The 25,405-nt window shown below is 35.6% G+C and carries 32 protein-coding genes and 3 tRNA genes; 23 read left to right on the top strand and 12 right to left on the bottom strand.

Annotation, left to right across the window (positions count from 1 at the left end):
* Positions 1–5 precede the first annotated feature (5 nt).
* Both MRT15_RS01140 and fen read left to right on the top strand, forming a co-directional pair.
* Positions 6–254, top strand: a complete 249-nt coding sequence (locus MRT15_RS01140) for a hypothetical protein (protein WP_304327114.1) — start codon at positions 6–8, stop codon at positions 252–254.
* A gap of 5 nt (positions 255–259) precedes the next feature.
* On the top strand, positions 260–1,306 hold the full coding sequence (gene fen / locus MRT15_RS01135; protein WP_304327112.1) for a flap endonuclease-1: 1,047 nt from the start codon (positions 260–262) through the stop codon (positions 1,304–1,306).
* Here the strand turns inward: fen and MRT15_RS01130 are convergent.
* Entirely contained in the window at positions 1,303–1,986 is a 684-nt protein-coding gene (locus MRT15_RS01130; RefSeq protein ID WP_304327110.1) for a protein-L-isoaspartate O-methyltransferase, read from the bottom strand. The two genes, fen and MRT15_RS01130, sit on opposite strands and share 4 nt — an antisense overlap.
* A 106-nt stretch (positions 1,987–2,092) precedes the next feature.
* Here MRT15_RS01130 and MRT15_RS01125 point away from each other — a divergent pair, with 106 nt between their 5' ends.
* Complete coding sequence (locus MRT15_RS01125) at positions 2,093–2,515, top strand: DUF371 domain-containing protein (RefSeq protein ID WP_304327108.1); 423 nt, start codon at positions 2,093–2,095, stop codon at positions 2,513–2,515.
* 77 nt (positions 2,516–2,592) lie between these two features.
* Positions 2,593–3,732 carry a tyrosine--tRNA ligase gene (locus tag MRT15_RS01120; RefSeq protein WP_304327106.1) on the top strand — a complete coding sequence of 380 codons (1,140 nt, stop codon included), beginning with the start codon at positions 2,593–2,595 and terminating at the stop codon, positions 3,730–3,732.
* A 101-nt stretch (positions 3,733–3,833) separates the two neighbouring features.
* Here the strand turns inward: MRT15_RS01120 and MRT15_RS01115 are convergent.
* The 4 genes from MRT15_RS01115 to MRT15_RS01100 form a co-directional block, all read right to left on the bottom strand.
* Positions 3,834–3,911 (bottom strand) — tRNA-Arg (locus MRT15_RS01115).
* Between the two features lie 42 nt (positions 3,912–3,953).
* Positions 3,954–5,690 (bottom strand): radical SAM protein, encoded by a 1,737-nt coding sequence (locus MRT15_RS01110; RefSeq protein ID WP_304327104.1) that lies wholly within the window; start codon positions 5,688–5,690, stop codon positions 3,954–3,956.
* Positions 5,691–5,702: 12 nt separating this feature from the next.
* Positions 5,703–6,698, bottom strand: coding sequence for a thiamine-phosphate kinase (thiL, locus tag MRT15_RS01105; protein ID WP_304327102.1), 996 nt, complete (start codon positions 6,696–6,698; stop codon positions 5,703–5,705).
* Positions 6,676–8,214 (bottom strand): DNA-directed DNA polymerase II small subunit, encoded by a 1,539-nt coding sequence (locus MRT15_RS01100; RefSeq protein ID WP_304327100.1) that lies wholly within the window; start codon positions 8,212–8,214, stop codon positions 6,676–6,678. Before MRT15_RS01100 ends, thiL begins: the two co-directional genes overlap by 23 nt.
* Positions 8,215–8,319: 105 nt before the next feature.
* On the opposite strand from MRT15_RS01100, the gene psmB reads away from it, so the two are divergent.
* Complete coding sequence (gene psmB / locus MRT15_RS01095; protein ID WP_304327098.1) at positions 8,320–8,916, top strand: archaeal proteasome endopeptidase complex subunit beta; 597 nt, start codon at positions 8,320–8,322, stop codon at positions 8,914–8,916.
* A 9-nt stretch (positions 8,917–8,925) separates the two neighbouring features.
* Here the strand turns inward: psmB and twy1 are convergent, their stop codons facing one another.
* The 3 genes from twy1 to dph5 are packed head-to-tail and all read right to left on the bottom strand — an operon-like array spanning position 8,926 to position 11,476.
* Positions 8,926–9,906, bottom strand: a complete 981-nt coding sequence (twy1, locus tag MRT15_RS01090; protein ID WP_304327096.1) for a 4-demethylwyosine synthase TYW1 — start codon at positions 9,904–9,906, stop codon at positions 8,926–8,928.
* Between the two features lie 35 nt (positions 9,907–9,941).
* Complete coding sequence (locus MRT15_RS01085; protein WP_304327094.1) at positions 9,942–10,682, bottom strand: DUF357 domain-containing protein; 741 nt, start codon at positions 10,680–10,682, stop codon at positions 9,942–9,944.
* On the bottom strand, positions 10,664–11,476 hold the full coding sequence (dph5, locus tag MRT15_RS01080; RefSeq protein WP_304327092.1) for a diphthine synthase: 813 nt from the start codon (positions 11,474–11,476) through the stop codon (positions 10,664–10,666). The genes MRT15_RS01085 and dph5 overlap by 19 nt, the downstream gene beginning before the upstream one ends.
* Before the next feature lie 125 nt (positions 11,477–11,601).
* On the opposite strand from dph5, the gene MRT15_RS01075 reads away from it, so the two are divergent.
* From MRT15_RS01075 to MRT15_RS01065, 3 genes are all read left to right on the top strand, one after another.
* Positions 11,602–11,679 (top strand) — tRNA-Lys (locus tag MRT15_RS01075).
* A gap of 82 nt (positions 11,680–11,761) precedes the next feature.
* Positions 11,762–12,787: a Gfo/Idh/MocA family oxidoreductase gene (locus tag MRT15_RS01070; RefSeq protein WP_304327090.1), complete on the top strand. Its 1,026-nt coding sequence runs from the start codon at positions 11,762–11,764 to the stop codon at positions 12,785–12,787.
* Between the two features lie 45 nt (positions 12,788–12,832).
* Positions 12,833–13,465, top strand: a complete 633-nt coding sequence (locus MRT15_RS01065; RefSeq protein ID WP_304327088.1) for a V-type ATP synthase subunit D — start codon at positions 12,833–12,835, stop codon at positions 13,463–13,465.
* 42 nt (positions 13,466–13,507) lie between these two features.
* On the opposite strand, the gene MRT15_RS01060 is transcribed toward MRT15_RS01065, so the two are convergent.
* Genes MRT15_RS01060 through MRT15_RS01050 form a run of 3 tightly spaced genes read right to left on the bottom strand, consistent with a single transcriptional unit; the run spans position 13,508 to position 15,582 of the window.
* Complete coding sequence (locus MRT15_RS01060; protein WP_304327086.1) at positions 13,508–13,891, bottom strand: nascent polypeptide-associated complex protein; 384 nt, start codon at positions 13,889–13,891, stop codon at positions 13,508–13,510.
* On the bottom strand, positions 13,888–14,382 hold the full coding sequence (locus MRT15_RS01055) for a PUA domain-containing protein (protein ID WP_304327085.1): 495 nt from the start codon (positions 14,380–14,382) through the stop codon (positions 13,888–13,890). The genes MRT15_RS01060 and MRT15_RS01055 overlap by 4 nt, the downstream gene beginning before the upstream one ends.
* A gap of 6 nt (positions 14,383–14,388) precedes the next feature.
* Positions 14,389–15,582: a proteasome-activating nucleotidase gene (locus MRT15_RS01050; RefSeq protein ID WP_304327083.1), complete on the bottom strand. Its 1,194-nt coding sequence runs from the start codon at positions 15,580–15,582 to the stop codon at positions 14,389–14,391.
* A 122-nt stretch (positions 15,583–15,704) separates the two neighbouring features.
* On the opposite strand from MRT15_RS01050, the gene MRT15_RS01045 reads away from it, so the two are divergent.
* A complete protein-coding gene (locus MRT15_RS01045; protein WP_304327080.1) occupies positions 15,705–16,232 on the top strand; it encodes a multiprotein bridging factor aMBF1 in 528 nt (175 codons plus the stop codon).
* Between the two features lie 34 nt (positions 16,233–16,266).
* Here MRT15_RS01045 and hflX read toward each other — a convergent pair whose 3' ends face one another.
* Positions 16,267–17,355 carry a GTPase HflX gene (gene hflX / locus MRT15_RS01040; protein WP_304327078.1) on the bottom strand — a complete coding sequence of 363 codons (1,089 nt, stop codon included), beginning with the start codon at positions 17,353–17,355 and terminating at the stop codon, positions 16,267–16,269.
* 104 nt (positions 17,356–17,459) lie between these two features.
* On the opposite strand from hflX, the gene MRT15_RS01035 reads away from it, so the two are divergent.
* The 14 genes from MRT15_RS01035 (at position 17,460) to amrB (ending at position 25,402) form a co-directional block, all read left to right on the top strand.
* Complete coding sequence (locus MRT15_RS01035) at positions 17,460–18,020, top strand: tRNA (cytidine(56)-2'-O)-methyltransferase (protein WP_304327076.1); 561 nt, start codon at positions 17,460–17,462, stop codon at positions 18,018–18,020.
* A gap of 62 nt (positions 18,021–18,082) precedes the next feature.
* Positions 18,083–18,604 carry a transcription factor E gene (tfe, locus tag MRT15_RS01030; protein ID WP_304327074.1) on the top strand — a complete coding sequence of 174 codons (522 nt, stop codon included), beginning with the start codon at positions 18,083–18,085 and terminating at the stop codon, positions 18,602–18,604.
* A gap of 27 nt (positions 18,605–18,631) precedes the next feature.
* A tRNA-Val gene (locus MRT15_RS01025) sits at positions 18,632–18,705 on the top strand.
* A 213-nt stretch (positions 18,706–18,918) separates the two neighbouring features.
* The gene (locus MRT15_RS01020; RefSeq protein WP_304327072.1) at positions 18,919–19,362 is read left to right on the top strand and encodes a 30S ribosomal protein S13; all 444 of its coding nucleotides are present in this window, start codon (positions 18,919–18,921) and stop codon (positions 19,360–19,362) included.
* 5 nt (positions 19,363–19,367) lie between these two features.
* Positions 19,368–19,904 carry a 30S ribosomal protein S4 gene (locus MRT15_RS01015; RefSeq protein ID WP_304327070.1) on the top strand — a complete coding sequence of 179 codons (537 nt, stop codon included), beginning with the start codon at positions 19,368–19,370 and terminating at the stop codon, positions 19,902–19,904.
* Positions 19,901–20,296 (top strand): 30S ribosomal protein S11, encoded by a 396-nt coding sequence (locus tag MRT15_RS01010; protein WP_304327068.1) that lies wholly within the window; start codon positions 19,901–19,903, stop codon positions 20,294–20,296. Before MRT15_RS01015 ends, MRT15_RS01010 begins: the two co-directional genes overlap by 4 nt.
* 21 nt (positions 20,297–20,317) lie before the next feature.
* Positions 20,318–21,154 (top strand): DNA-directed RNA polymerase subunit D, encoded by an 837-nt coding sequence (locus MRT15_RS01005; RefSeq protein WP_304327067.1) that lies wholly within the window; start codon positions 20,318–20,320, stop codon positions 21,152–21,154.
* Positions 21,155–21,517, top strand: a complete 363-nt coding sequence (locus tag MRT15_RS01000; RefSeq protein WP_304327065.1) for a 50S ribosomal protein L18e — start codon at positions 21,155–21,157, stop codon at positions 21,515–21,517.
* Between the two features lie 5 nt (positions 21,518–21,522).
* The gene (locus tag MRT15_RS00995) at positions 21,523–21,978 is read left to right on the top strand and encodes a 50S ribosomal protein L13 (protein ID WP_304327063.1); all 456 of its coding nucleotides are present in this window, start codon (positions 21,523–21,525) and stop codon (positions 21,976–21,978) included.
* The gene (locus MRT15_RS00990; protein ID WP_369684931.1) at positions 21,959–22,381 is read left to right on the top strand and encodes a 30S ribosomal protein S9; all 423 of its coding nucleotides are present in this window, start codon (positions 21,959–21,961) and stop codon (positions 22,379–22,381) included. The genes MRT15_RS00995 and MRT15_RS00990 overlap by 20 nt, the downstream gene beginning before the upstream one ends.
* An 8-nt stretch (positions 22,382–22,389) precedes the next feature.
* Positions 22,390–22,608, top strand: coding sequence for a DNA-directed RNA polymerase subunit N (locus MRT15_RS00985; protein WP_304327059.1), 219 nt, complete (start codon positions 22,390–22,392; stop codon positions 22,606–22,608).
* 5 nt (positions 22,609–22,613) lie between these two features.
* Positions 22,614–23,873 carry a hypothetical protein gene (locus tag MRT15_RS00980; RefSeq protein WP_304327058.1) on the top strand — a complete coding sequence of 420 codons (1,260 nt, stop codon included), beginning with the start codon at positions 22,614–22,616 and terminating at the stop codon, positions 23,871–23,873.
* Positions 23,870–24,493, top strand: a complete 624-nt coding sequence (gene rpsB / locus MRT15_RS00975) for a 30S ribosomal protein S2 (protein WP_304327057.1) — start codon at positions 23,870–23,872, stop codon at positions 24,491–24,493. The genes MRT15_RS00980 and rpsB overlap by 4 nt, the downstream gene beginning before the upstream one ends.
* 63 nt (positions 24,494–24,556) lie before the next feature.
* Positions 24,557–25,402, top strand: a complete 846-nt coding sequence (gene amrB, locus MRT15_RS00970) for an AmmeMemoRadiSam system protein B (RefSeq protein ID WP_304327055.1) — start codon at positions 24,557–24,559, stop codon at positions 25,400–25,402.
* Positions 25,403–25,405: the final 3 nt, after the last annotated feature.

Genomic DNA, 25,405 nt, shown 5'->3' with positions numbered 1-25,405 from the left:
GATCTATGAGTAAATCAGCTAAAGACTCTTTATGGCTCATTGAACCTATAGAATCTCTAATAATTTCTCTTCTTCTTAAAAATCCTAAGAAGACATTTGATGAAACTGAACTCTATGAAAAGATAAGACAAGAGTATGACAAAGTTTCATATAACCTATTCATAAAAGCCCTCATAAAGCTTGAAATATGGGGTAAAATAAATGTCACATCTGGCAGGAAAGGTCAGAAGATGATAAGTTTGACCGCGGTGTGATTAAAATGGGCGTTGATTTAAGAGATATAATACCTACGGAAGCTATAGAAGAAACTGATTTGCCATCGTTAAGAGATAAAGTTATAGCAATTGATGGATATAATGCCTTATATCAATTTTTGGCGATAATAAGACAGCCTGATGGCACTCCATTAAAAGATAGTAAAGGTAGAGTGACCAGTCATCTAAGTGGTCTTTTTTATAGAACTGTAAATCTTCTAGAAGCTCAGATTAAGGTTGTTTACGTTTTTGATGGGAAACCTCCAGAATTAAAGGAAATGGAAATTTCAATGAGAAAAAAGAGAAAAGAAGAAGCTATTAAAAAATACGAAGAAGCAATTAAATTAGGTGACCTGAAGGCAGCTAAGATGTACGCTCAGCAAACTGCACAATTAAATGAAGATATGGTTAGTGAAGCTAAATCTTTATTGGATGCTTTAGGTGTACCTTGGGTTCAAGCCCCCTCTGAGGGTGAAGCTCAAAGTGCATTTATGGTTCAAAAGGGAGACGCATGGGCTACTGCAAGTCAAGATTATGATTCATTGCTTTTCGGTTCACCGCGTCTTTTGAGGAATTTAACTATAAGTGGGAGAAGGAAGCTCCCAAGAAAAGATGTCTATGTAGAAGTTAAACCTGAAATAATATATCTTGATAAGCTATTAAAACAACTAGATATAACGAGAGATCAATTGATTGAGATCGGAATATTGATAGGTACGGATTATAATCCTGATGGCATTGAAGGTATTGGCCCTAAAACTGCATTGAAGTTAGTTAAGCAATATAAGGACTTTTCTTCGCTTCTAAAATCTTTGGGAGAAAAAGCAACTTTTCCAGTTGACCCTTTTAAAATAAAGGAGCTATTCTTAAATCCTCAAGTTACCAATAATTATGTCTTAAAATGGAAGAGACCTGACAAAGATAAGGTTATCGAAATTTTATGCGAATGTTATGATTTTTCAAAGGAACGTGTAGAGAAAGCAATTGATAGGATACTTAAGGTTTATGATACACAAACAAAACAAACAACTTTAAAGAAGTGGTTTAATTAATATTCTTTCCAGCCATATTTACCAATCAAAGGTACAAAAACGCAGCCACCAGCACTAAATGTTAGAAGTTCATTCCCCCTCTTTAAACCAACTACTAACTCTTGGTAAAAACTTCCACCTATAGGTATTACTATCCTTCCTCCATCCTTTAATTGATCTATTAGCGGTTTTGGTATGCTAGGTGCTGCTGCCGTAACAAATATTCTATCGTATGGTGCGGCTTCTTCATACCCTAAGGTACCATCTCCCAAAATTACATCAACTCTATCATCATATCCACATACTTTCAGATTTGTTTTTGCAAATTCAACTAAAGCTGGTATTCTTTCAATGGTGTATACATGTCCCCACTTCTCGCGTGGGACATCTTTTGGTGCAACAATTTCAGCACATACAGCTGCATGATAACCAGAACCTCCACCAACCTCTAACACTTTCATTCCAACATCAAGCATCAACAATTCGCAAATTATTGCCACCATATGTGGTGCTGATATTGTTTGCCCCTCCAATGTTGGTAGTGGAGCATCTATGTATGCTAGCTCTCTATATTTTGGGGGTACAAAAAGCTCTCTTGGTACTGTTAACATTGCTCTTATAACATTTTGTGATTTCAAAACCCCTTCACTTATCAATTTTTCTATAAGTTTCCTTCTTTCCTCATCGAAAGACTTCTTCATACCAACAATTATACAGTTCTCTTTACATTAATAAAATTATTTCAGACGATAGTCATATCTGTAAAAATTAAATAGTCCTTTAATATATTAAGCATAATGCTATATTATGGCAATTATTGAAGAAGTGATAGCATACGGTCATCCGAACATACGTGCAACGCATAAATCTACATTTGAGATCACAAAAGAATCTACATTAACTAAAAGGGGCGACTGCATAATAGGTATAAAATCCAATAAAGCTTGCAAAGACATTTCTGAATTATTCAAGAAAAGCCTAAGAAGCAATGTTGCAGTAAAAGTGATTATAGAATGTAATGGTATCAAAGACGAGGTTATTGGTTACGGAGATCCAAATCTAATTCTAAGCGATCCTACCAGTATAGTTATAAGAAAGAGTAGTTATATATGTCCAAGAACATTATTAATACGTGCCAATAAAGCAGCATGCGACTTAGATAGAAGGCTTGTATCCTTTATGAAACTTATCAACTCTATCATAAAAGTAAAATTTTTAATATTATTATAATACATAAGTGGTACTCCTCTTTTCCACCAAATTTTTATTTTTATTTATGCTAGACATACTTTAAATGAGGTGCCCATATGGATGTAGAAATGGTGCTCCATTACGTAAAATTGCCCCCAACCGAGGAATTACTGACTGAAGAAAGATTAAACAATTACTTAATGCTCGGCATTCCATTGAATCATTATATAGGTCTCGAGATATCCGGCTATGTTCACCTGGGCACTGGCTTACTTTGTATGCAAAAAGTAGCAGATTTACAGAAAGCTGGGATAAAAACCACGGTTTTTCTAGCCGATTTCCATTCTTGGATTAATAGAAAGTTGGGTGGAAATCTTGAAATTATACGGAAAGTCGCTGGCGGATATTTTAAAGAGGCGTTAAAAGCATCTATATTGATTTCTGGTGGAGATCCTGAAAAAACAAATTTTGTTTTAGGATCCGAATTTTATGAGAAAATTGGTAGAACTTACCTAGAAAATGTCATAAAAATAGCTATGAAAACCACTCTTTCAAGAATGAGGAGATCAATATCAATTATGGGCAGAAAGAAGGAAGAAGCTCTTTATTTCTCTGATCTACTTTATCCTGCAATGCAAGTTGCAGACATATTTTCATTAAATGTAAATTTAGCACATGGCGGTATGGATCAAAGGAAAGCACATATAATAGCTATTGAAATAGGAGAGGAAACCTTTGGATATAAGCCAGTAGCACTACACCACCATATACTTATGGGGTTAAACGTAAGAAAGGAGGATTATTTAGCATTAATGAATGCAATGAAATCTAACAATTATGAGTTAATGGAGGATAAATTAGTTGATTTGAAAATGTCAAAATCGAAACCAGACAGTGCCATATTTATTCATGATAGTGAAAGTGAAATTAAAAGAAAAATACTTAATGCATTTTGTCCTCCAAAAGAAGTGTCTTACAACCCCATAATGGAACTAGTTAAATACGTGATTATGCGACATTTAAAAGATGAATGCATAGAAATTTTAAATCAAAAGACGAATGAGCGTAAAAAATATGGAAATTACGAAGAATTAGAACATGCATATATAAATGGAGAAATACATCCATTGGATTTAAAGCTATACGTAGCCAACAAATTAATAGAAATATTAGAACCTGCTAGGAAGCATTTTAGTAGTGGTTACGGGGCAAAATGCCTTGAAGAAATGAAAGAAATAATGTCAAGATCCAATTGAAATATACTTTAATCTGACATTATTCAAATGCTTACATTTAATTTGAAAAGCATTTACTAACTTTATTTAAAGTGGATGCATTTGCATTTTTTTCTAATTAATGGCGGGCCCGGTGGGATTTGAACCCACGACCAACGGCTTAGGAGGCCGCTGCTCTATCCATGCTGAGCTACGGGCCCCCTCAATATTATTTTGAATTATACTCTTTTAAATTTGTTGAATTATTCACGGAAACTAATATATTTACTTATATAATCCAACTTCTTAATGTCACCAATAATTTCTTTCAATTCATCAATATTTCTTATGGGTCTATGAGTTATCACTTTAGACGCATAAGGCTCCCTGAAAAATGGTATCTTGCTCAGCTGCCCCCTGTTCCATGTGTTAATCTCTATTGGTATGGGTATCCCTAATATGGACCTATAACCATAACCAACAACTATTATGTCTGTAAATTTTTTTAGCTGATATTCAAATGGTATTGCTACAAGCAGTGGATAGCTACCTACTTGTCTACCATACGTCATCCTTCCACTTCTTATTTCCACAAATACCTTTTTCAAGACGTTATATCTTGGAATTATTTTTTTGAGCATCGGTCGGTCGACTTCCTTTCTCATTTTCTCTTTATAAATCCTAAAATACCTTTTATGCTTCCTTATTATTCTTTCACCAATTTCCCACATTCTAGTCCCAGGCAATGGAATGCATTGCCTTATGTTTATCCTTCTTACAAGCAATCCCTTATTCAGCACATTTTTCATGAATTCGAAGTTTAACTTGTACGTTTCTTCACTTTCAGCGATTAAGCCATGAACGAAATTTATTCCAGGCAACAATTCAGGAAGACCATTCTCTCCTCTGATAGCACCAATTTCATTTATTATTTCTATCGCTTTTAATGCATCTTCTGGTTCAACTTTTAGATTATTTGCCTTTATGACTTTTGGATCTGCTGACTCTATTCCCATTGCAGCTACGTCGCCGGAGGTGTGATATTTTACTATTATTTTTGTTATTTCTCTACTTTCATTAGGGTAATTTACTATAGTTCCAGGATTTACATTATCAATATGTAATGTCTCTAAATCTGGTGCCACTTTCCTTATTCCTTCAAAAAGTCTTCTTAACGCTTCTGGATTTGGGCGGGGGAACTCCTTTTCTCCAACTTCACTTGAAAGGTAACAATAGAGATCTGGTTGTCTTCCAATTCTAAAATGTCTCACTCCATAATTGTATAAAGATGCAATTTCCATTAATACATCTTCAACTGCTCTGAATATTGGATGCCCCCATAACGGTTCAACGCAAAAGGAGCAACCACCAGTAATATATCTTGGGCATCCTCTATATGTTTCTATTTCACAAATCAAGTTTAATCCATAGTTAGGATGATCTTGAACTATTTTCGCCCCCCTTATGGAAACTTCCCTTACAATTGAATAATCTCTTCTCTTAGAAGCCGGATTTACCTTATCGCTCTTCAAATCATTTACTAGTAAATCTGATAATACGATTTCTATATCCCCACTTACCACTAGATCATAAAGATCTTTTATATACTCGATTTTCTTAGCTTTCTTCCCTCCCTCTTTGCAGAAACCATAACGAGCAATTGGTCCTCCTAGAATTTTTAATGGTTTCATCACTAGAGTACCAATTTTCAGAACTTCCTCTTCAGTTATTGGTTTACCTCCAATATAATTTCCAGGTACACTTATCCCTCCAAGAACTATTAGCATATCTGCTTTATTCATTATTTTTAAGTACTCTGAAAAATTCCCACGCACCATATCAATGGTATAATACTTTACATTTACTTGACTATTATACTTCCATATGGTTCCAGCAGCATATCTTGCGTATACATCAAGATAAGGAGGAACACCTAATCCAGCAGGTTCATCATTATATCCATCCAATATAATTACTCTCTTTAAATCATTTGTACGCATTTCACATAACCCTTAAGTTATAAAATGTTGCCATCCCTTTTTCTCAATTATTCTTTCTTCTTCTTCATGTTTATATATTATCTTTCCGCTTTCATTAGTCACTTTACCTATTTTAATTAATGTTCCACCAACCTTTCTCACTTCATTTAAGGCTTCTTCCCAATTCTCTTTGCTTATGGTTAATATCAATGCATATTCTTCTCCACCATAAAAAACGAGGTCAAATGGATCTATCCTGTTTTTTTCAGCGAATATTCTTGCTTCTTCAGTTATTGGTAAATTATCTATTTCGATCCCAACATTACTCATTTTAGCAATTTCATGGAGTGAAATAGCTAAACCGTCACTGCTATCTATTGATGCGTTAACCAAACCTCTTTTTGCCAGAATACATCCCTCCTTGATATATGCTCGTGGCTCATAAACATCCCTTAATATCCTCCTTCTCAATTTCTCCTCCACCGATAATGATTCCAGTAAAATTTTTAATCCAGCAGCAGTGTTGCCGAAAAGTCCGGTTGTTGCAATAATGTCTCCAATTTTAGCTCCACTTCTTGGTACGACCTTCTTAGCTATTCCAAGAGCTATTCCATCGATTATTATATCATCTGCCTCATTCGTATCTCCACCCAGAACTTTCATACCATACTTTCTTGCAGCAATGTCTATCCCTTCATAAATTTCTCTTAAATCCTTTACATTCATATCTCTCTTCAATCCTATTGACGTTAAAAACCCTATAGGTTTTGCACCCTTTGCAGCTAAATCGCTTACACACATTGTAACTACTTTTTTCCCAATCTGTACATTACTCATACCAGGCGGTATGTCCGTTTTCCCCACTAGCATATCTACATTTATAACAAGGTTTTTTCCCCCTGGAAGTTTTATTGCAACGGCATCATCTCCGTATGGTAGCGTTATCTTTTTCGTTTCTTTATCTATAATGCTAAATATGATTTCAATAACCTTTTCTTCACCTATATCAGATATCTTGGTCTCCCTCACTTTCCAATTCCTCCTCAAAGTCAATTATAGCCTGAACAGAATTATTATTTAAGTTTATTAGGGCGGCTTTTGCTTTATTAGGATAAATTCCCATATTCTTCATATATTCTGTTTGTTCTTGCCAAGTTCCAGAGTTTACAACAGTAACTCCTTTGTAATTTGTGTATTCAAAGGTGTGGATATGTCCTGCATGAAATACGTTAGGAATTTTCTCTATAACCATCAAATCCTCTTCTTCCGGTGCTATTAGTGTTCTTCCACCATATACGGGGGCTATGTGTCTCCTCTTTAATAATTCTATCATGGCTTTTGCTGGTGTCTCGTATTTTAAGTTGGCGATGTTAACCATAATGTCATCCAAACTTTTCCCATGCGTTATTAGAAACAATGATTTATGCAATTTTATGTATGCGGGGTCGCCCAGAATTATCACGTTACTTAGTTTGTAAAGAGGAGCTGCGTATTCTTTGTATAGTGTTGGCGATGGTAATGCTTGTCTCGTTGCATCATGATTTCCAGGTACTATTATTATCTTTACGTGTTGTGGAATCTGTGATAAGTAGTAAGCTGCAACCTCGTATTGTCTTTTCAAATCTTTTATAGCTAACTCTTTTTCTTGTCCTGGATAGATCCCTATTCCATCTACTATATCTCCTGCAATCACTACATATTTAGTACGCTTTGCAAAGCCTTTTAATTTCGCATCTCCGAAGACACCGTTTAACCATAACAGAAATTTATTAAATGCATGTCTCATGAAAAATCTACTTCCAATATGCAGATCAGAGATTAAAACAGCATAAATGTCAGGGCCACCTCTTTTTTCACAAACATTGTTTATTTGCCTTGGGATTTCTGGTTGCAATATATCTGTTGCAAGAATTTTTCCTTCACCAATTGGTATACCTTCCACGCATATAACTTCATTTGGAATAATGTTCTGTGCTTTTTGCAGTAAGTCTGAATTTTTCATAGTAACCAGTACTGTTACTTCCCCAGTTAAATCTTCAGCATCGAATGTTATCATACTCTTACTGACCTTCTTATCGCTCACTATACAGATTATTTTAACCTTATTTTCTGTAGCTCCTATTATCTTCTTATTTGATAGATCTCGTATATCTATTGCTCCCCTGGCATCATATCTTTCTGAAATCATAATTTTTCTAAGTTTCATGTATCTGCTCATAAAATAATTCCTAAAATCCTTTGAAAGAGGAGTTTGTAAGATATATTCCGTGGGTTCAAAGATCACCTCTATTTCTTCAGCTAGGTCTTTTACGTCAATCTCTTCCTCATACTGTTTTGATGAATCAGAGATGAATTCTGGTGTAATAATTAGGGGTTTATTTTCCATTGTTGACAGCTTCTTTAAAATCTCTTCCAATATTTTCGATGCTTCATCTTTATTTTTCAATAACACATTTAAAAATTCAGGACTAATTTGTACTCCTTGCATAGATATTTTCGCTATTAACGCTTTTATCCTTAAGTCGCTCATAAGTTCTCTTGTCATTTACTCAATACCTGATATTATGTTTGTATTATCTTGGATAAATTAATATACTTTGAAGTCTACTAGTATTTAACGAAATCATTTAACATAGAAAGGGTGTATATAATGGAGGCTTTAGGTGCAACTACTGTTGGCTTAGTATGTAAGGACGGTGTTGTACTTGCTTCTGAGAAAAGAGTAGCCTATGGATATACCATTTTAAGTAAAATGGGGAAAAAAGTATTTAAAATTACAAATAACTTGGCAATAGCTTGTGCAGGATTAATTGCAGATATGCAATTACTCGCAAAATCTTTAACCGCTGAAGCAAATTTATATGAACTCACCTATAAAAGTCCTATGAAAGTTAGGAATTTGGCAAAGTTGTTATCTACAATCCTATATAGTAATCGTCTGTATCCATACTTAACTGAAATTATAGTTGCAGGGGTGGATGTTACAGGCCCCCACTTATATGTTTTAGATCCATTGGGGTCATTAATTGAGGATAAATATGCAGCATTAGGTTCTGGTGCCCCCCTCGCTATGAGTATATTGGAATCTGAATATTCCCCAGAAATTACCGTAGATGTTGGGGAGAAGATAGCAATTAAAGCGGTAAGTGCAGCCATTAAAAGAGATATAATTTCTGGTGATGGTATCGATATATTGATAGTGAAACGAGAGGGTGCTATAGAGAAATTCCTACCTATCGAAGTATAGTATTGATTTCTAGATTAACTTAATGGGCTTGTCTAATCTGCTTAGAAGTACTATCCTTGAGGGCTCTGAAGCATCGATGATCTTTAGGGAAGTTAATTCGCTCATTTTCTTACCGAATTCAAGTATTTCTTCAAAGCTCGGCATATGTGTAGATGATAACCTATATTGAAATCCTCCAAGGCTCATAGCAGCTTTTGGCTCTACATATGTTGGGTTTGCTTTATCTACTATTTTTGCATACTCTTCTACCTTCTTTAAATTTAATTCCCTTACTAATGTTAATCTAATTACGGTTGGACACGAAAAACTTTTAATGAGTTCCATGCTACGCATAATATTTTCCCATCCATTTGGTATCTTAGGTCTGCAAACCTTCCTATATGTTTCGTAGTCTGGTGCAGACAAACTTATGTAAAGCTGGCTTGGTTCATTATTTAATTTCTCTAATACGTCTGGTCGAGTTCCATTGCTTACAAGGAAAACCGTTTTGAAGTTATGCCTGAAAAATTCGTATATCAGATCGTCTATGTACGGATATAGTGTAGGTTCCCCAACTAGACTTATTGCTGCATGTATGGGTCTAAAAGCTTCTTCCAGCATATTTCTGTCTACATTTCTATTTCCTTTGAATCCGGATAATACCTCTCTTTGCATTTTTAGTCCATTAAGCACTATTTTTTCAGGATCATCCCATTTTGGTAAGTTTAGTTCATTCCACTCTATCCCAATGTCTGATGCTTGTACTCTCCAGCAATATATGCATTCATGTGTGCATGTTATTGTTGGTGATAATTGTAAACACCTATGTGATGGAATTCCATAAAATTTTTGTTTATAACAGACATTTTTCCCTTTGGATGTTAAAGATGCTTTTAACCAGTAGCATGGCTTTAATAAGCTGTAATCTCCTATAAACTTGTATCCTTGTTTTAGGTATTCCCTTTTTAGCTTCTCTACAGCTTCCATCAATATTATCTCGGCAAATTTCATCTAATAAATTTAAGGGGATACCTTAAAGAATTTGGTTATTTGTTTTGTGCATTTTTATACTTTTCAAATTCTTCTTGTCTCCTCAATATTTCATTTATGATTTGAGATGTTTTGTAGAATGGGCTTTCTTTATATTCTTCGTTTATCCTAATAACCTTAACATCATGTAATCCCCTCTCTTTTAACTTATTCTTCAAATCTTCTTCTGATATGAATTTTTGATCTGGGCCTAAAATTATGATGTTCGGTTTTATCTCTTCTACCTTTCTTAATATATCCTCATCATCACTTCCCAAAACCGCTTCATCAACATATTTAATACTTCTAACAACCTCCAATCGTTGAGAACTGGGTATTATTGGTTTTCTCCCCTTAAACCTATTTACATTATTATCTGTGGCTACAATTACTATTACTTGCCCATACTCTTTAGCCTTTTTCATTAACCATATATGCCCTGGGTGAATTATATCAAAAGTTCCTGCCACCAATACTCTATTTTGGCGTTTCTTTATGTCTTCATTTTCCCATTCGAATTCTACCATATTTAAGAATTTTAGGCAATCTAATAATCCCTCAGCATATGCAATGCACGCTAAGCTTGTAATGTACTCTCCTTTTTCAAAATAGAATTTTGCATCAGAACAATAGCTTTTACATAACTCTATTACTTTCTTTACTCTCTCATCTTCATGTCTTTCTTGCCCAAGTTTATTTAGTACTATGTTGACATTTTCAATGTATTTCTTTACCCTCTCTATTTCTTTACTTGGCATTTTACTTCCTCCATAACACTTAAAGGTGCATTAGCCAATTTTACTAATGCTTCTGCTTCTATAAAATGTAATCTACCAACTATTATAAGAGAATATGGTGGAGCTCCAAAATCCACTTTCGAAAGTTCATTTATATAATCAGCTTTCACAATTTGAGTGTCTGAACCTATCCTTGCGCAACCCACACATAAAGTATCTCTTTTGATAACGTTCTCTTTTCGTTTTTCTTCAATTTTCTTCAATATATCGATAGCTTCTGCAATCCTCATAAATCTCATATTTTCCGCATCCATATCTAGTAACAACAGTGTATGTAATCCCTGTTTCATATTCTCTTTTATAACATCATAGGGGGTTTCGCAGATACTCTCTCCATATGGAAACGTTACTGTCACGCATCTTCCGAATTTATAACTAAAAAGACCTGTTTCACCACATATTGCCGACTGAATTGATGCTGCATGCACAACCCTTGTTTCTATACCTCTATCAATCGCCGTCAATCTTAGTTGCATATGTGTTGTCGCAACAAAAGGATCTCCAGGGACTAATAGTACAACAATTTTGTTTTTCGCTTCATTTAGTATTTCCTCATAATTTTCTTCTATATCCCTTCTACTAACCTTGATAACCTTTCTTCCAATGATATTCTTTTCTAAAATTTCAATAGAAAAGTTTGGAATTACGCTAGTATATGTATCTAAATACACTCTTTCTGCGCATCTCATCCACTTTATACCGGATAATGTGATATCTTCTAATCCATTTAGCCCTAAGCCTACAAAAACAAGCATACCCCATCATCTAATGTTTTAACCTTTAATTCTTTTAATATTGGAGCCATATGTAAATCTTTTCTGCGGTACTTAAAGATGCGAAACATTAATTTATAACATCTTAAATCTATTTTTAGTAAAGGGGGCCCGTAGCTCAGCCAGGACAGAGCAGTGGGCTCTTAACCCATTGGTCGCGGGTTCAAATCCCGCCGGGCCCGCCAAATATCATTACTTTTACACGACATTGGAAACGTATTTATGTGCTACGAGTTAACTTATATTTGAATAAAATGGTGGTGGTTTATGGAGAAAGTTAAAGTAGTCGTTGTGGGTATTGGGGCAATAGGGCAGATGCTTACAAAAGAGCTATTAAATAAACAGGGATTTGAAATAGTTGGGGCTGTTGACATTGATCCCAAAAAAGTTGGACGAGATCTTGGGGAAGTACTTGGCTTAGGCAAGAAACTTGGTGTAAATGTTTCTAATGATATTGACAGTGTACTGAAGAATTCAAGACCTCATGTAGTTATTCACATGACATCATCATATCTCAAAGAGGTGTACCCCCAGCTACTAACTATACTTAAGTATGGTGTAAATGTAATTTCTTCATGTGAAGAATTGAGTTATCCATACATTGTTGACCGAAAAATCGCTGAAGAATTAGATAATACTGCCAAACGCTACGGGTCAACCCTATTAGCTACAGGCATAAATCCTGGTTTCCTAATGGACACTTTAGCCATAATACTAACAGCCCCATGTATAAAGGTTGATAGCATCAAGGTCACTAGACATATGAATGCATCTGTTAGAAGAGGTCCCTTCCAGAGAAAGATAGGAGCAGGACTAACTGTAGATGAATTTAAACGTAAAATATCTACTAAAGAAATATCTGGTCATGTAGGGTTAGAACAGAGTATATCATTGATAGCAGCTGCTCTAAAAGTTAAGCTTGACAAAATCGATGTTGGAGAAGTTCAACCCATAATTTCTGATAAATATGTAAAAACAGATTACGTGGAAGTTAATCCGGGATACGTGGCTGGGCTAAGACAAACAGCTCAGGGTATCGTGAACGGAAAGCCATTCATAACTCTTGATTTCATAGCTTATGTTGGAGCAACCGAAGATTATGATGCCATAGACATCCAAGGGATACCTGAAATCCACGAACGAATATCTCCTTGTGTGCATGGCGATTGGGGAACTATTTCAATGCTGATAAACGTTATACCAAAAGTTATGAAAGCTCCTCCAGGACTTTTAACTATGAAAGACATAACAATTCCTCATTGCATATTAAGTGATGTAAGAGATTATCTCTAAATCATTAAATAAATAATTACTTTTTAATCTAAGTTGGTGTATGATATGTCTTCACTCGAATTTAAACCGACTAGAATGGAACTAATAGCATTAAGACGTAGATTAAATCTTGCCCAAAAAGGACTTAAATTACTTCAAGAAAAGCAAGATGCTCTAATAATGGAATTTTTTGCTGTCATCCAAAAATATAAAAAATTAAGAGAATCTCTTTTACCTGTATTTAAGGAAGCTTATTTTGCTCTTGCAAATGCTGAAATTGAAATGGGCGCTTTAAAAATTGAAAGAATAGCTGAAGGCATCCCTGAGACGGTAAATGTGGAGGTTAAATTTAAAAACGTTATGGGTGTTCTAGTTCCCGTAATCGAAACAAAAATTGAGAATATACGTAGACCTTACAGTTTAACAGATACATCCATTTATCTTGAAACTGTATCAGAAAACTTTTCTCAACTATTACCTGCTATAATCAAATTAGCTGAAGTTAGTGCAACTATAATTAAGTTGTCTGAGGAAATTAAACGTATACGTAGAAGGGTGAATGTATTAGAAAAAATAATTATACCCACGTTAAATAATGCAATATCATACATTAAGTTTTATTTAGAAGAGAGAGAAAGAGAGGATCTATTTAGAGTGAAACGCATAAAGAAGAAACTTGAGCGAAGATCCTATCCTTAGAAGAGAAGTGAAGTACTAAATTTTATATTATTACTATTTTTATTATAATTGATTATTGGTTTTTTCTCCTTTTGATGTTGTTAGTGTTAAAATTGCTTTGGCTAGGTCGCCTCCCGTCTGTTTTAACGCTTTTCTTGCTTCATCTAAACTTACTTTTGCCTGCATGGCTACAAGCTGCACATCTTCTTCAGAAATATCTTCTTGCTGTTCAGTTTTTTGCTCTTTACTTTCCACAATAATCTGCCCTCCAGCTATTTGAACTATTGTTTGATCACCCATTTTTATGATGGAAACTTTTGGTGAAGGCATCTTTAAAATTTCCCCCCTTCTTACTATAATAACCTCTTCAACATCTTCCACTTCATTTATCTCCATACCCATTTTCTGCATTATCCTCCTCATATCTCGAGGAGACATTTTCCTCATTTTTCTTTCACCCCACTTCTCACTTTTACAGCTACTCCACTTCTAAATAAAGTCATTTCTTCACCATTTAATAATGCTTTCCCAACAGCAAGTAACTCATCATTCTCATTGACTACGATTACTTCTTCCCCAGGACGAATTTCTGGGTCTGCCTTTTTTACGTGTTTTGCAAAAACGTTTCTTCCTTCTTTTATCATGTCTGCTACCTCATTCATTACTACAACCCTCATCTTTGGAGGGCAAGTCTTACTTCTTATGATTTCTGCTCCATAAATCGTTAGCGCAATTAATCCATCGCGAGCTCTGATAGTTGCAATAACTTTACCGTTTAATATTATTCTTCTTATTTTGCCCGTTTTTTTAGATTTCTCGATAATTATATCGTCTGGGATGAGAATAGATCCTATACCTTCCCCGAACTGATAATCGGCCATTTTTCTTAAAACATACTTATCATAGCTGTGAAAAGCTTTCCCTGATGTTTTACTCATATTCTTTCAACGGTATATAGTCATTGCTGATTCTTTAGCTTTTTTATTAATTTTCTTTATAGCTTCCATGAAATCCATCATCGTTACCTTATCCCCCCTCCTTCTTATGGCATTCATTCCTGCTTCTACACATATTTTCATAATATCAGCGCCACTCATACCTTCCGTTTCTTTAGCAAGTAATTTAAACGATACCCCCTCATCCAGTAGAAGTTTCTTTGCATGCACCTTGAAAATATGTTCTCTCTCTTTCTCATTTGGTAGGGGTATATATATTATCCTGTCAAATCTTCCAGGCCTTAAAAGTGCTTCGTCAATTATATCGATTCTATTTGTAGCAGCGATAACCCTTATATTTTCTCTTGGGTTAAATCCATCTAATTCATATAAAAGTTGTGCTAATGTTCTATGAACTTCCCTTTCACCACTTGTAGCATCTTCTAACCTTTTCGCTCCTATTGCATCGATTTCGTCGATGAATATTATGCTTGGAGCCTTCCTTCTAGCAAGCGCAAATAATTCTTTGACTATTCGAGCACCTTCACCTATATACTTCCTTACAAGCTCCGAGCCCACAGTCCTTATAAACGTTGCATTTGTTTCATGCGCTACCGCTTTTGCAAGTAATGTTTTTCCACATCCTGGAGGCCCGTACAATAAAACCCCCTTCGGAGGGGTAACCCCTATTCTTTCAAATAATTCTGGGTGTTTAAGAGGTAACTCCACGACTTCCCTTATCTCTTGTTTTTGTGATTCAAGACCTCCAATGTCATCATATGTAACATTTGGTTTTTCGATGACCTCCATAACCTGTACATATGGATCCTCAATTTGCGGTAGTATTTCCACGATGGCAAAATTTTTCTGGCTTAAAGCTACCCTAGTGTATGGTCTTAGCTTACTTAGGTCTATGTTGCTCGAAACTTGCACAATTAAATTAGGTCCTGTTGAGCTCTTTACAACTACCCTTCCATCATTTAAAACATCTATAACGTAAGCCTCTATTAATGGTGGCATCCTCGTCTTCTCTAACTCACTTCTTAAATAAGCTATTTCCTCTAAAAGTCTTTCCTTTTCCATGCTCAAATTTTTTAATTCACACTCTATTTCAAACAATCTTTTTTCTAAGTATGCTTGATATTCTGATTGATTCTCATAGCTTTTTAGATTATTGTTTTCACTGTGCGATTTAAATGCCATAAAACATCTGTTTCTTATTAATACTTCGTGTAAGATTAAAATTTCGCTTACATTAAGTTTTCGAAGTAAACTTAAATGAAATGATTTATGTATGTATTCAAATAAATAATGTTTGGGTATACATGTCATGTGATATATGCGGGGAGAAACTTAAAGGGGAAGGTAAAAAGATCTTTGTATCTGGTGCAATTTTAACGGTGTGTGATAAATGCAGTAAATATGGATCTCCTGTACCTCCCTCATTTAATAAGAAATCCTCCTCGGCTACCGTGAAAGGCGGTAAGCTTTTACTTCAAAAGCTGCCCAAAACTTTTGGTAAAGACGTCGAATATGATATTGTTCCCGATTATGCAAAAAGAATTAAGGAGGCTAGGGAGAACATGGGTTGGACTGCGGAGATACTTGCTGAGCAAGTTAAAGAAAAAGTTTCTGTCATCAAAAAAATTGAAAGTGGTAAATTAATTCCATCAATAAATTTAGCTAAACGGTTGGAAAATGTTTTAGATATAAAGTTATTGGAACCGCAAATAAGAGTTCTTGATAATCTATCAACTTATGATAAAAGTGAAGTTGATATTACTTTAGGTGATGTTGCAGAAATAAAGTTTAAGGACAAAAATGATTCTGCGAAAGTCAAAAAGCATGGTTAACAATTTTAAGCATACTTAAATCATTAACTATTTTCTAGACCACCATTTTTACTTTTTCAATAATTTTTTCAACAAGAATGTTCAGATTTATGCCCTTTTTTGCGCTTATCGGTATAATGTCTGTATAGGGGAATACTTCCTTAACAACTTTAATAGCTCTCTCAACATCTTCATTTTTCACTAGATCTATTTTATTCAATGCAATTACTAATTCCACACTTGGTGCAATTTTACTTATTATTTCATATGAAGAGTCAATCTTCCTCCTCATTTCATTTATTTCGTCAGACCCATCTACTACCAACACTATTAAATCTGATAACGACAGCTCATTTAGTGTTGTGTAGAACGCGTTCAATATTATTGGATGCATGTCTTCTATAAATCCTATCGAGTCCACTATTATTATATCATTATTCAGTGCGCTCAGTCTCCTGGAGTATGTTGAAAGTGTAGTGAAAGGTCCAAGACCCACGGGTTTTGTTTCATGTGTCAATTTATTAAAGAGCTCTGTTTTTCCTGCCTGCGTGTATCCAGTTAATACTACTTCCGGTAATCCATACTCTCTCCTTTTAATTATTCTTTCAAAGTTTCTCATTCTAACCTTTTCAAGTTTTCTCTCAAGGAGCTTCATTCTTTTCGTTATGTGTTGTTCATATACCTTATGAAGGTATTCACCTAAGGCCCCCCATCCAACTTGCTCTCCATATAAATCTCTAAATCTCAAGTATTCCCTAACCCATGGAAGCATGTAATGTAATCTTGCTAACTCTATTTGCATTTTTGCTTCAGCTGTTCGGCTTCTTTCTTCAAATATTTTTAAGATTAATATGTTTCTGTCAATAACATCAATATTCCAACCCACTTCTCTTCTTATCCTAAATGCTTGGCTGGCTTTTAAATTATTTGAAAATATTATTGTGTCAATACTCTCTTTTTCTATAAAACTCTTTAATTCCTTCAATTTTCCTTCTCCAATTAAGTAGGTTGGATCTGGTTTGGTCCTTTTCTGTACAATTTCTTTCACAACATCATATCCAGCACTTTTAGCGAGTCCTTTTAACTCCTGAATTTTTGTCTTTTCAGATTTTTCCGTTTGTACTTCAATAACGATTGCTCTCATACATTATCTTTACTGTCATTTATTTTTAATAATAAGTTGGTATTGGAGGGTAATATATATTTATAACGTCACATCTTCCTACTACTTTTGAGGGTGCACTTGCATTGACTTTTGAAGTGTACGTTTTAAGAATAGGTCATAGGCCTGCTAGAGATAAGCGCATTACTACACATGTGGGTTTAGTGGCTAGAGCTTTCGGGGCTAGAGGGATAATACTTGATCGTCGCGATGAAAAAGTGGCTTCTTCATTGTTGGCGGTTTGCAGAAATTGGGGAGGCCCATTTTACATAAGTTTCACAGAGGATCCATATGATTACTGCATTAAGTGGAAAGATGGTGGAGGTGAGATAATTCATTTAACAATGTATGGTATAAACCTTCCCTCAGTAGTAAATGATATTAAGAGGAGTCAAAAAAATAAACTCGTTATAGTTGGAGCAGAAAAGGTTCCAAGGTTCTATTACGAGATAGCTGACTGGAACGTCGCTATTGGGAATCAACCGCACTCTGAAGTTGCTGCATTAGCAGTTTTTCTATTGGAGTTATTGGATGGATGGGTTTTCCATAGTAGCTTTGAAAATGCAAAAATTAAAATAATTCCCTCTGAAAAGGGTAAACGTGTCATTAAATTATCTAATGATATTCATAAAACTGAAAGATTTTAAATGCTTGCTCAACAAAATAAATCTGTCAGTATGCAAATACAATCATAGGGAGTGAAATAAGTGTGTACGAATACTTCGAATCCATACCACTTGATGAAAGTTTCATAGCTTTCATAAGAGAGCTTGTTGGAGAAGAAGGCGTCGCTATAGTTTCCTTTCTATCAGAAAACTATGACGTCACAGATGAAACCTTATCACAAAAAACTGGAATAAAACTTAACAATGTCAGAAAAATCCTCTACACACTCTATGATAATCAACTAGTATCTTACAAGAGGGTAAGGGACAAAACTACAGGTTGGTTTATCTATCTATGGCGTCTTAACCGAGACAACATAGAATTTTTAGTGCGCTCTAAAAAACGTGCCGTTCTAGAAAAACTTAAAGAAAGATATGAATATGAAAAACAACATATCTTCCTCTTCTGCCCGAAAGATAAAATTAGATTATCCTTTGAGGAAGCATCAGAATATGGTTTCAAATGTAAGATATGTGGTGGAAACCTGGAATCATTTAATAACACTCAAATAATAAAATTTCTAGAGAGAAAAATAAAAGAACTTGAAGAAGATATATCTAAATAACAACTCACATCAACTGTAGATCTAGCAGGGCGGGTCGTCTAGCTGGTTAGGATACCGCCCTTACACGGCGGTGGTCCTGGGTTCGAATCCCAGCCCGCCCATCACCTAAAAATCAAACCCTTATTTAAGCAAAGAAAATGATCCGTAACTGTCAAATTAAAGTTATGGCAATACTTCAAATTAAGCATCAATATTATAAGCAACTTACTTTGACAAAATTTCTCAGCAATTAATAAGCTTAAGAATAGTTTTATATGGCAAAACTTAAATAAGTAACTTAATGTTTTTCTTGTATCGGTACTGGGTGACCTTCATTGGCGTTTAAACATGTGGTGAGAATCGCAGGGCATGATCTGGATGGATCCTTAAAGGTAGCGTATGCTTTATCGAAAATTAAAGGAGTTGGCATAAACTTAGCTCATATAATCTTAAAATTGGCTGAAGTCTCCCCGCATGAAAGGTTAGGTTACTTACCCGATACCAAAATTAAGAGAATTGAAAATATTATTAATTCACTATCTTCGCAAAACATCCCATATTGGTTAATGAATAGAGCTAAGGATCTTGAAACTGGTGAGAATAAACATTTAATAGGATCTGACTTGCTTCTAAGAATTAAGTCAGACATCGAATTTATGAAGAAGATAAAGTGCTGGAAGGGGGTTAGACATTCATTAGGATTGAAAGTTAGAGGCCAGAGGACTAGAACAACTGGTAGAACAGGTCAAACAGTAGGTGTTTCCCATAAGCCAAGGTGATGAACGTGGGTGATCCTAAACGCCCGAAGAATAAGTGGAGTTCTCCAAGACATCCGTGGAAGAGGGAATTACTTGAAGAGGAACTTAAATTAGTTGGTGAATATGGGCTTAGGAATAAACGTGAAGTTAGGATAGCTAAAACCATTTTATCAAAATTTAGGAAACAGGCAAGACTTATGTTAGCTCTTCCACCTGAAGAGCTAATGGTTAGACGCAAAGAGCTCATAGGTAAATTATACAAAATTGGATTGTTAAATGAAGATGCATCTATTGACGATGTCTTAAGCTTAAAGGTGGAGGATCTTCTTGAAAGACGCTTACAAACGATAGTTTATAGGAAAGGGCTTGCAAAAACAATACATCATGCTAGACAACTAATAGTTCATGGCCATATTTCAATAAACGGTAGGAGAGTAACCGTTCCCGGATACATTGTAAGTAGAGATGAGGAAGATAAAATCCATTATTCATATAATAGCCCATACGCAGTTTCACCAGTAGTCAAAGAAGAAATTAAGGGTAAAAGTGAGGTGTCTGAATGAGTAGTAGAGAATTATTGTGGGGGATAGCTCACATATACAGTTCCTTCAATAACACAATAATACATGTAACAGATATTTCTGGTGCTGAAACAGTTGCGATTTCTTCTGGTGGAATGGTTGTGGAAGCCGATAGGGAAAAACCATCCCCCTATGCGGCAATGCAAGCAGCATTTAAGATAGCTCAAACAATAAAGGACAAGGGATTCAAGGCCTTGCATATAAAGGTTAGAGCGCCTGGAGGTCACGGTCCTAAAACTCCAGGTCCTGGCGCTCAAGCTGCTATTAGAGCTTTAGCTAGATCTGGATTTATAATTGGCAGAATTGAAGATGTAACACCGATTCCTCATGATACTACAAGGAGACCTGGTGGTCGTAGAGGTAGAAGGCTATGAAATTCGGTTAGGTGGCTTTAAATGAGCTCTTCAAACTCTCTTGTTGAAATAGTGGACCTTAAAGATTTATTTATTAGGTTTATCCTTAGAAATTCAAATGTTGCATTCGCAAATGCTTTGAGAAGGATAATGATATCTGAAGTGCCAGTAATGGCTATAAGTGACTTTGCAATAATAAATAATACTTCTCCAATATTTGATGAAATTCTGGCACATAGGCTCTCCCTCATACCTTTAACAACGGATCTAGATGGTTTCAATCTACCGGAAAAATGTGTATGTGGGGGTGTAGGGTGTCCACGTTGCCAAGTTACATTAACTTTAAATGTTAAGGCAGGTGATTCTCCAGTAACAGTTTATTCAAGGGATATATTATCTAGTGATCCTCGCGTGGTTCCAGTAAGTGGAGACTTCCCAATAGCAAAGCTTTCTGCTGGTGATGAAATTTTGATAGAAATGTATGCTAGATTGGGTAAGGGTAAAGATAATGCTAGATTTCAACCAGTTTCTGCATGTGCATACAAATATTTCCCAAGAATAGTTGTTAATACCTCTTCATGTATTAAATGCAGTAGTGATGGAACCCTTAAATGCGTGAGTGAATGTCCAAAGAAAGTTTTAGATGTTGATAGCAAGACTGGGTATCCATATCTCCGTGATCCAATAAATTGCAGTTTATGTAAAGCGTGCGTGGATATCTGCGAATATGGTGCGATTGAACTTAAACCTGATGACACTTCCTTTATATTCTACGTTGAATCAACAGGCTCTCTTCCTGTGCATAAAATTATTTATACTGCTGCAACTATTTTAGCTGAAAAGTGCGATGAATTTTTAAGCAAAATTGGGGGGCTTTAAATGAAGAGAACAGGACCTACGAACATCCACCTTAGGAAATTAATAGATTTTCTGAGAAAGAAAGCTAATGAAAATGATGCGAAAATTTGGAGTGATATAGCTGATAGACTTGAAGTTCCGAGAAGAATGAGGATAGTTGTTAATGTGGGTAAAATAAATAAATATACTAAACCGGATGATGTTGTTGTGATTCCTGGGAAGGTTCTTGGGGCTGGATCTATAGATCACCCTGTTACCGTGGCAGCATTTTCTTTTTCAAGTTCAGCTTATGAAAAAATAACTAAAGCCAACGGTAAATGCATCAGTATAATTGATCTGGTTAATATGAATCCAAAAGGTTCTGGTGTTAAAATTTTGAGGTGATGAATTTGAGTAGTAAAAATGTTGTTACATTGATTGACGCTGAAAACATGATTTTGGGTAGACTTGCTAGCATCGTTGCAAAACGTTTAATTAAGGGTGAAAAGGTATTTGTGGTTAACGTGGATAAAATCGTGGTTTCAGGGAATCCTCAAAGTGTTTTTGAAGAGTACAAGAAATTATTAAACCTACGTACATTAAGGAATCCGAGATTAGGCCCTAAAATTCATCGTTCACCCACCATGATCTTTAGGAGAGTGGTTGCTGGCATGCTTCCAAAAGATAATGAGAGAGGGCGTAAAGCGCTACGTAACCTAAAAGTTTTCATGGGTTTTCCAGAGGAATATAAACACTATCCTGTAATTCGGTTTAAAGAAGCTGATGCGAGAAATTTATCTGGTAAATATGTTTATTTAATTGAAATTTCTAAACAACTAGGATGGTCTGGTGATGTTCATGAGTAGTAAAAGAGTTCTAGTGGTTAGTGGTAAAAGGAAGACCGCAATTGCTAGAGCTGTCTTTAAAGATGGGAAGGGCAGAGTGTATATTAATGGGATTCCTTTACCTTTGTATCAACCTGAACTTGCAAGATGGAAAATATTGGAACCTCTCAAATTGATTGATAAAAAATTAGTAGATCAAGTTGATATTCATGTTACTGTCAAGGGTGGGGGGTTTATGGGTCAGGCTGATGCTGCACGTATGGCTATCGCACGCGGATTGGTGAAGTGGTTTAATGATGAAAATATAAAGAAAATATTTCTGGAGTACGATAGAACCATGTTAACTGGTGATCCGAGAAGAACTGAACCGAAGAAATTTGGAGGGCCTTCTGCTAGGCGTAGGTTTCAGAAGTCTTATAGGTGAGATTCAACATGTATCCAATAAGATGCTTTACATGTGGAGCACCAATAGGAGACAAATTTGAAAAATTTAAGAAGTTAGTAGATGCTGGTGTGCCAATAAGTAAAGCCTTTGAAGAACTTGGGATTACTCGTTATTGTTGCAGGAGGATGCTTCTAACACATGTTGAATATATTGATGATATAATTGAGCTTGACATGTTATATATGAAAAAGAAGTATAAAAGGTGATTTTGATGAGTTTTTCCCCAACAATTATTAATGATGCATATGCAAATAAGCGCTTTAATAGTAGGGGGGATATTACGATAGAGGTTGAAATATACACGGAAAATGGGTTCGGTTCCTTCTCAGCACCATCAGGAGCAAGTAAGGGAGCATATGAAGTCATAGATTTCCCCCCTGGTGGTGTGGATGAAGCTTTAAATTTATTTGAAGATCTCATTGCGCCTGAGATAATAGGAATGGATTCTGTTAAGCAGTTTGAGTTGGATAAGACGTTGAAGGAAATTGATGGTACATCTAACTTTAGCAAGATTGGGGGATCCTTATCCATTGCTACATCCATTGCTAATGCCATTGCTGCTGCCAATTCATTAATGATACCTCTATACAGATATCTTGGGGGAGTTTATGCAAATAGGCTTCCCTTACCTCTTGGCAATGTTATTGGTGGTGGCAAACATACACATGTTAAAGGTTTAGATATTCAAGAAGTCTTAATAATTCCATATGGTGCATCCTCTTTCTTTGAGTTGGCGTTGGCAAGTATTAGGGTGTATAAGGAAATCGTCAAAACAAGTCCTCCTGGTGTGGTGTACGGCAGGAATGATGAAGGTGCACTAGTTACTACATTAAATATATTTGATGTATTACCGATTGTTCAAAATGCTTGTAATAAAGTTTCAAAGGAGACAAATGTGAAGTTTAAGTTGGGGATTGATGTTGCTGCATCCTCCTTATGGAATTCAAAATCAAATAAGTATTGCTTACCAAGCACTGATACATGTTACGATGAGGATGCTTTTTATAAATTCATTTTAAACCTCATAAATAAGTTTGACTTATTCTATGTTGAAGACCCATTCATGGAGAACTCATTCACATCTTTTGCCAGATTGCGTGATGAAGCTGAAACTTGCATAATTTGTGCTGATGACTTAACAGCTACTAATGTTGAAAGAATACGCTATGGTGCTTCCATAAAGGCATTTGATGCTGTGATAATAAAACCGAATCAAGTGGGAACTTTATCTGACGCTATTTCTGCCATACAAGTAACATTTTCATACGGCTTGATACCAGTATGTTCCCACAGATCGGGGGAAACGGTTGACACATTTTTATCACATTTCGCGGTGGCTACCGGTTCACCGCTGGTTAAATGTGGGATAATGGGTGGGGAGAGAGTGTCTAAAATAAATGAATTTATAAGGATAGAAGAAGATTTAGGTGAATGGAGTAAGATATCTGAACTTGAGAGGTTATTGAAATGACATCACAGCCTCAATCCTCAGAACTACTAGTGCCATTGGAATTGTATCTTTCCACAGGAGTTCATATTGGCACTAGGATAAAAACTAAATCCATGATCCCATTTATTTATAGGGTTAGACCTGATGGATTATACGTTTTGGATGTTAAACGCATAGATGAGCGTATACGTATTGCAGCTAAATTTATAGCAAGATTTCCTCCGCATAAAATATGCGCCGTTTCTTCTAGACAGTATGGTTGGAGACCTGTTAAACAATTTTGCTCTTTAGTTGGTGGCTTCCCAATTACTGGCAGATTTATACCTGGAACCTTCACAAATCCCCACTTACCATGTTACAAGGAGCCCTCTGTTGTCATAATATCTGATCCTAGAGCTGATGAGCAAGCTCTTAATGAAGCTATTGATATGGGTATACCTGTTGTGGCGCTTTGCGATACTGATAATCTTGCATCAGGGGTTGAACTAATAATTCCAGTTAATAATAAAGGTAGGAAGGCCTTAGCATTAACCTACTGGATATTGGCTAGACAAGTTTTAAGGGAAAGAGGAGATATACCCCCAGATGGAAATATCCCTCTATCCATTGAAGACTTTGAAGCAAAGCCGGAGACCTACTAACTTTTATGGTCTGTTTTAAGAGTACTTTATATAATTCTTCAAATAATACTTTTATTGATAATCATGTTTGTACGTGAACCTGCATTCGCAGGATCCTTTTACGAAGGTTCAAGAGAAGATCTTATGGATCAGATCAAATGGTGTTTTACTCATAGAATAGGTCCGGGAGAGCTACCTAAAGTCAATGAATCCTTTACTGGGAAGTTGATTGGAGTCATAGTTCCTCATGCTGGGTATATTTACTCCGGCCCTGTAGCAGCTTGGGCCTACAAAGTAATCGCAGAAAATGGAAAACCTGATTCCTTCATAATACTTGGTCCAAACCATTCTGGCATGGGTTCTCCGCTAGCTATTATGAGGAAAGGTTTATGGAAGACTCCACTTGGATATGCTGAAGTAGATAGTGAATTGGGGGATGCTTTGCTAAGCTCTCTAGATATTCTAGAAGATGATTATACTGCCCATATAAACGAACATTCAATTGAAGTTCAATTGCCATTCCTACAATATCTGTTTGGCAATGTGAAATTCCTTCCAATTTCATTGATGATACAAGATAAAGAAGTTTCAATATTGTTGGGCGAAGCTATATCTAAAATTATTAAGGATAGGAGAATCGTCGTTATAGCTTCCACGGACTTCTCCCACTACGAAAGTTATGAACGTGCATATAGGAATGATTCCCTTATAATCGATAGGATTATTAATTTAGATCTTGACGGCTTCTTCAAAACATATTATTCGAAAAGGGTTTCCATGTGCGGCCCAGGCCCTACTGGCACATTAATTACTATTGCTAAACTCTTAGAGGCTAAGCAAGTACTAAAATTAAAATACGCTACATCTGGTGACACATCTGGTGACATGTCTTCCGTTGTTGGATACTCATCGATAGCCTTTTTAAGGTGAATA

Source organism: Candidatus Culexarchaeum yellowstonense (genome assembly GCF_024707025.1).
Classification (GTDB): domain Archaea; phylum Thermoproteota; class Methanomethylicia; order Culexarchaeales; family Culexarchaeaceae; genus Culexarchaeum.
This window is presented reverse-complemented; position numbering and strand designations above follow the sequence as displayed.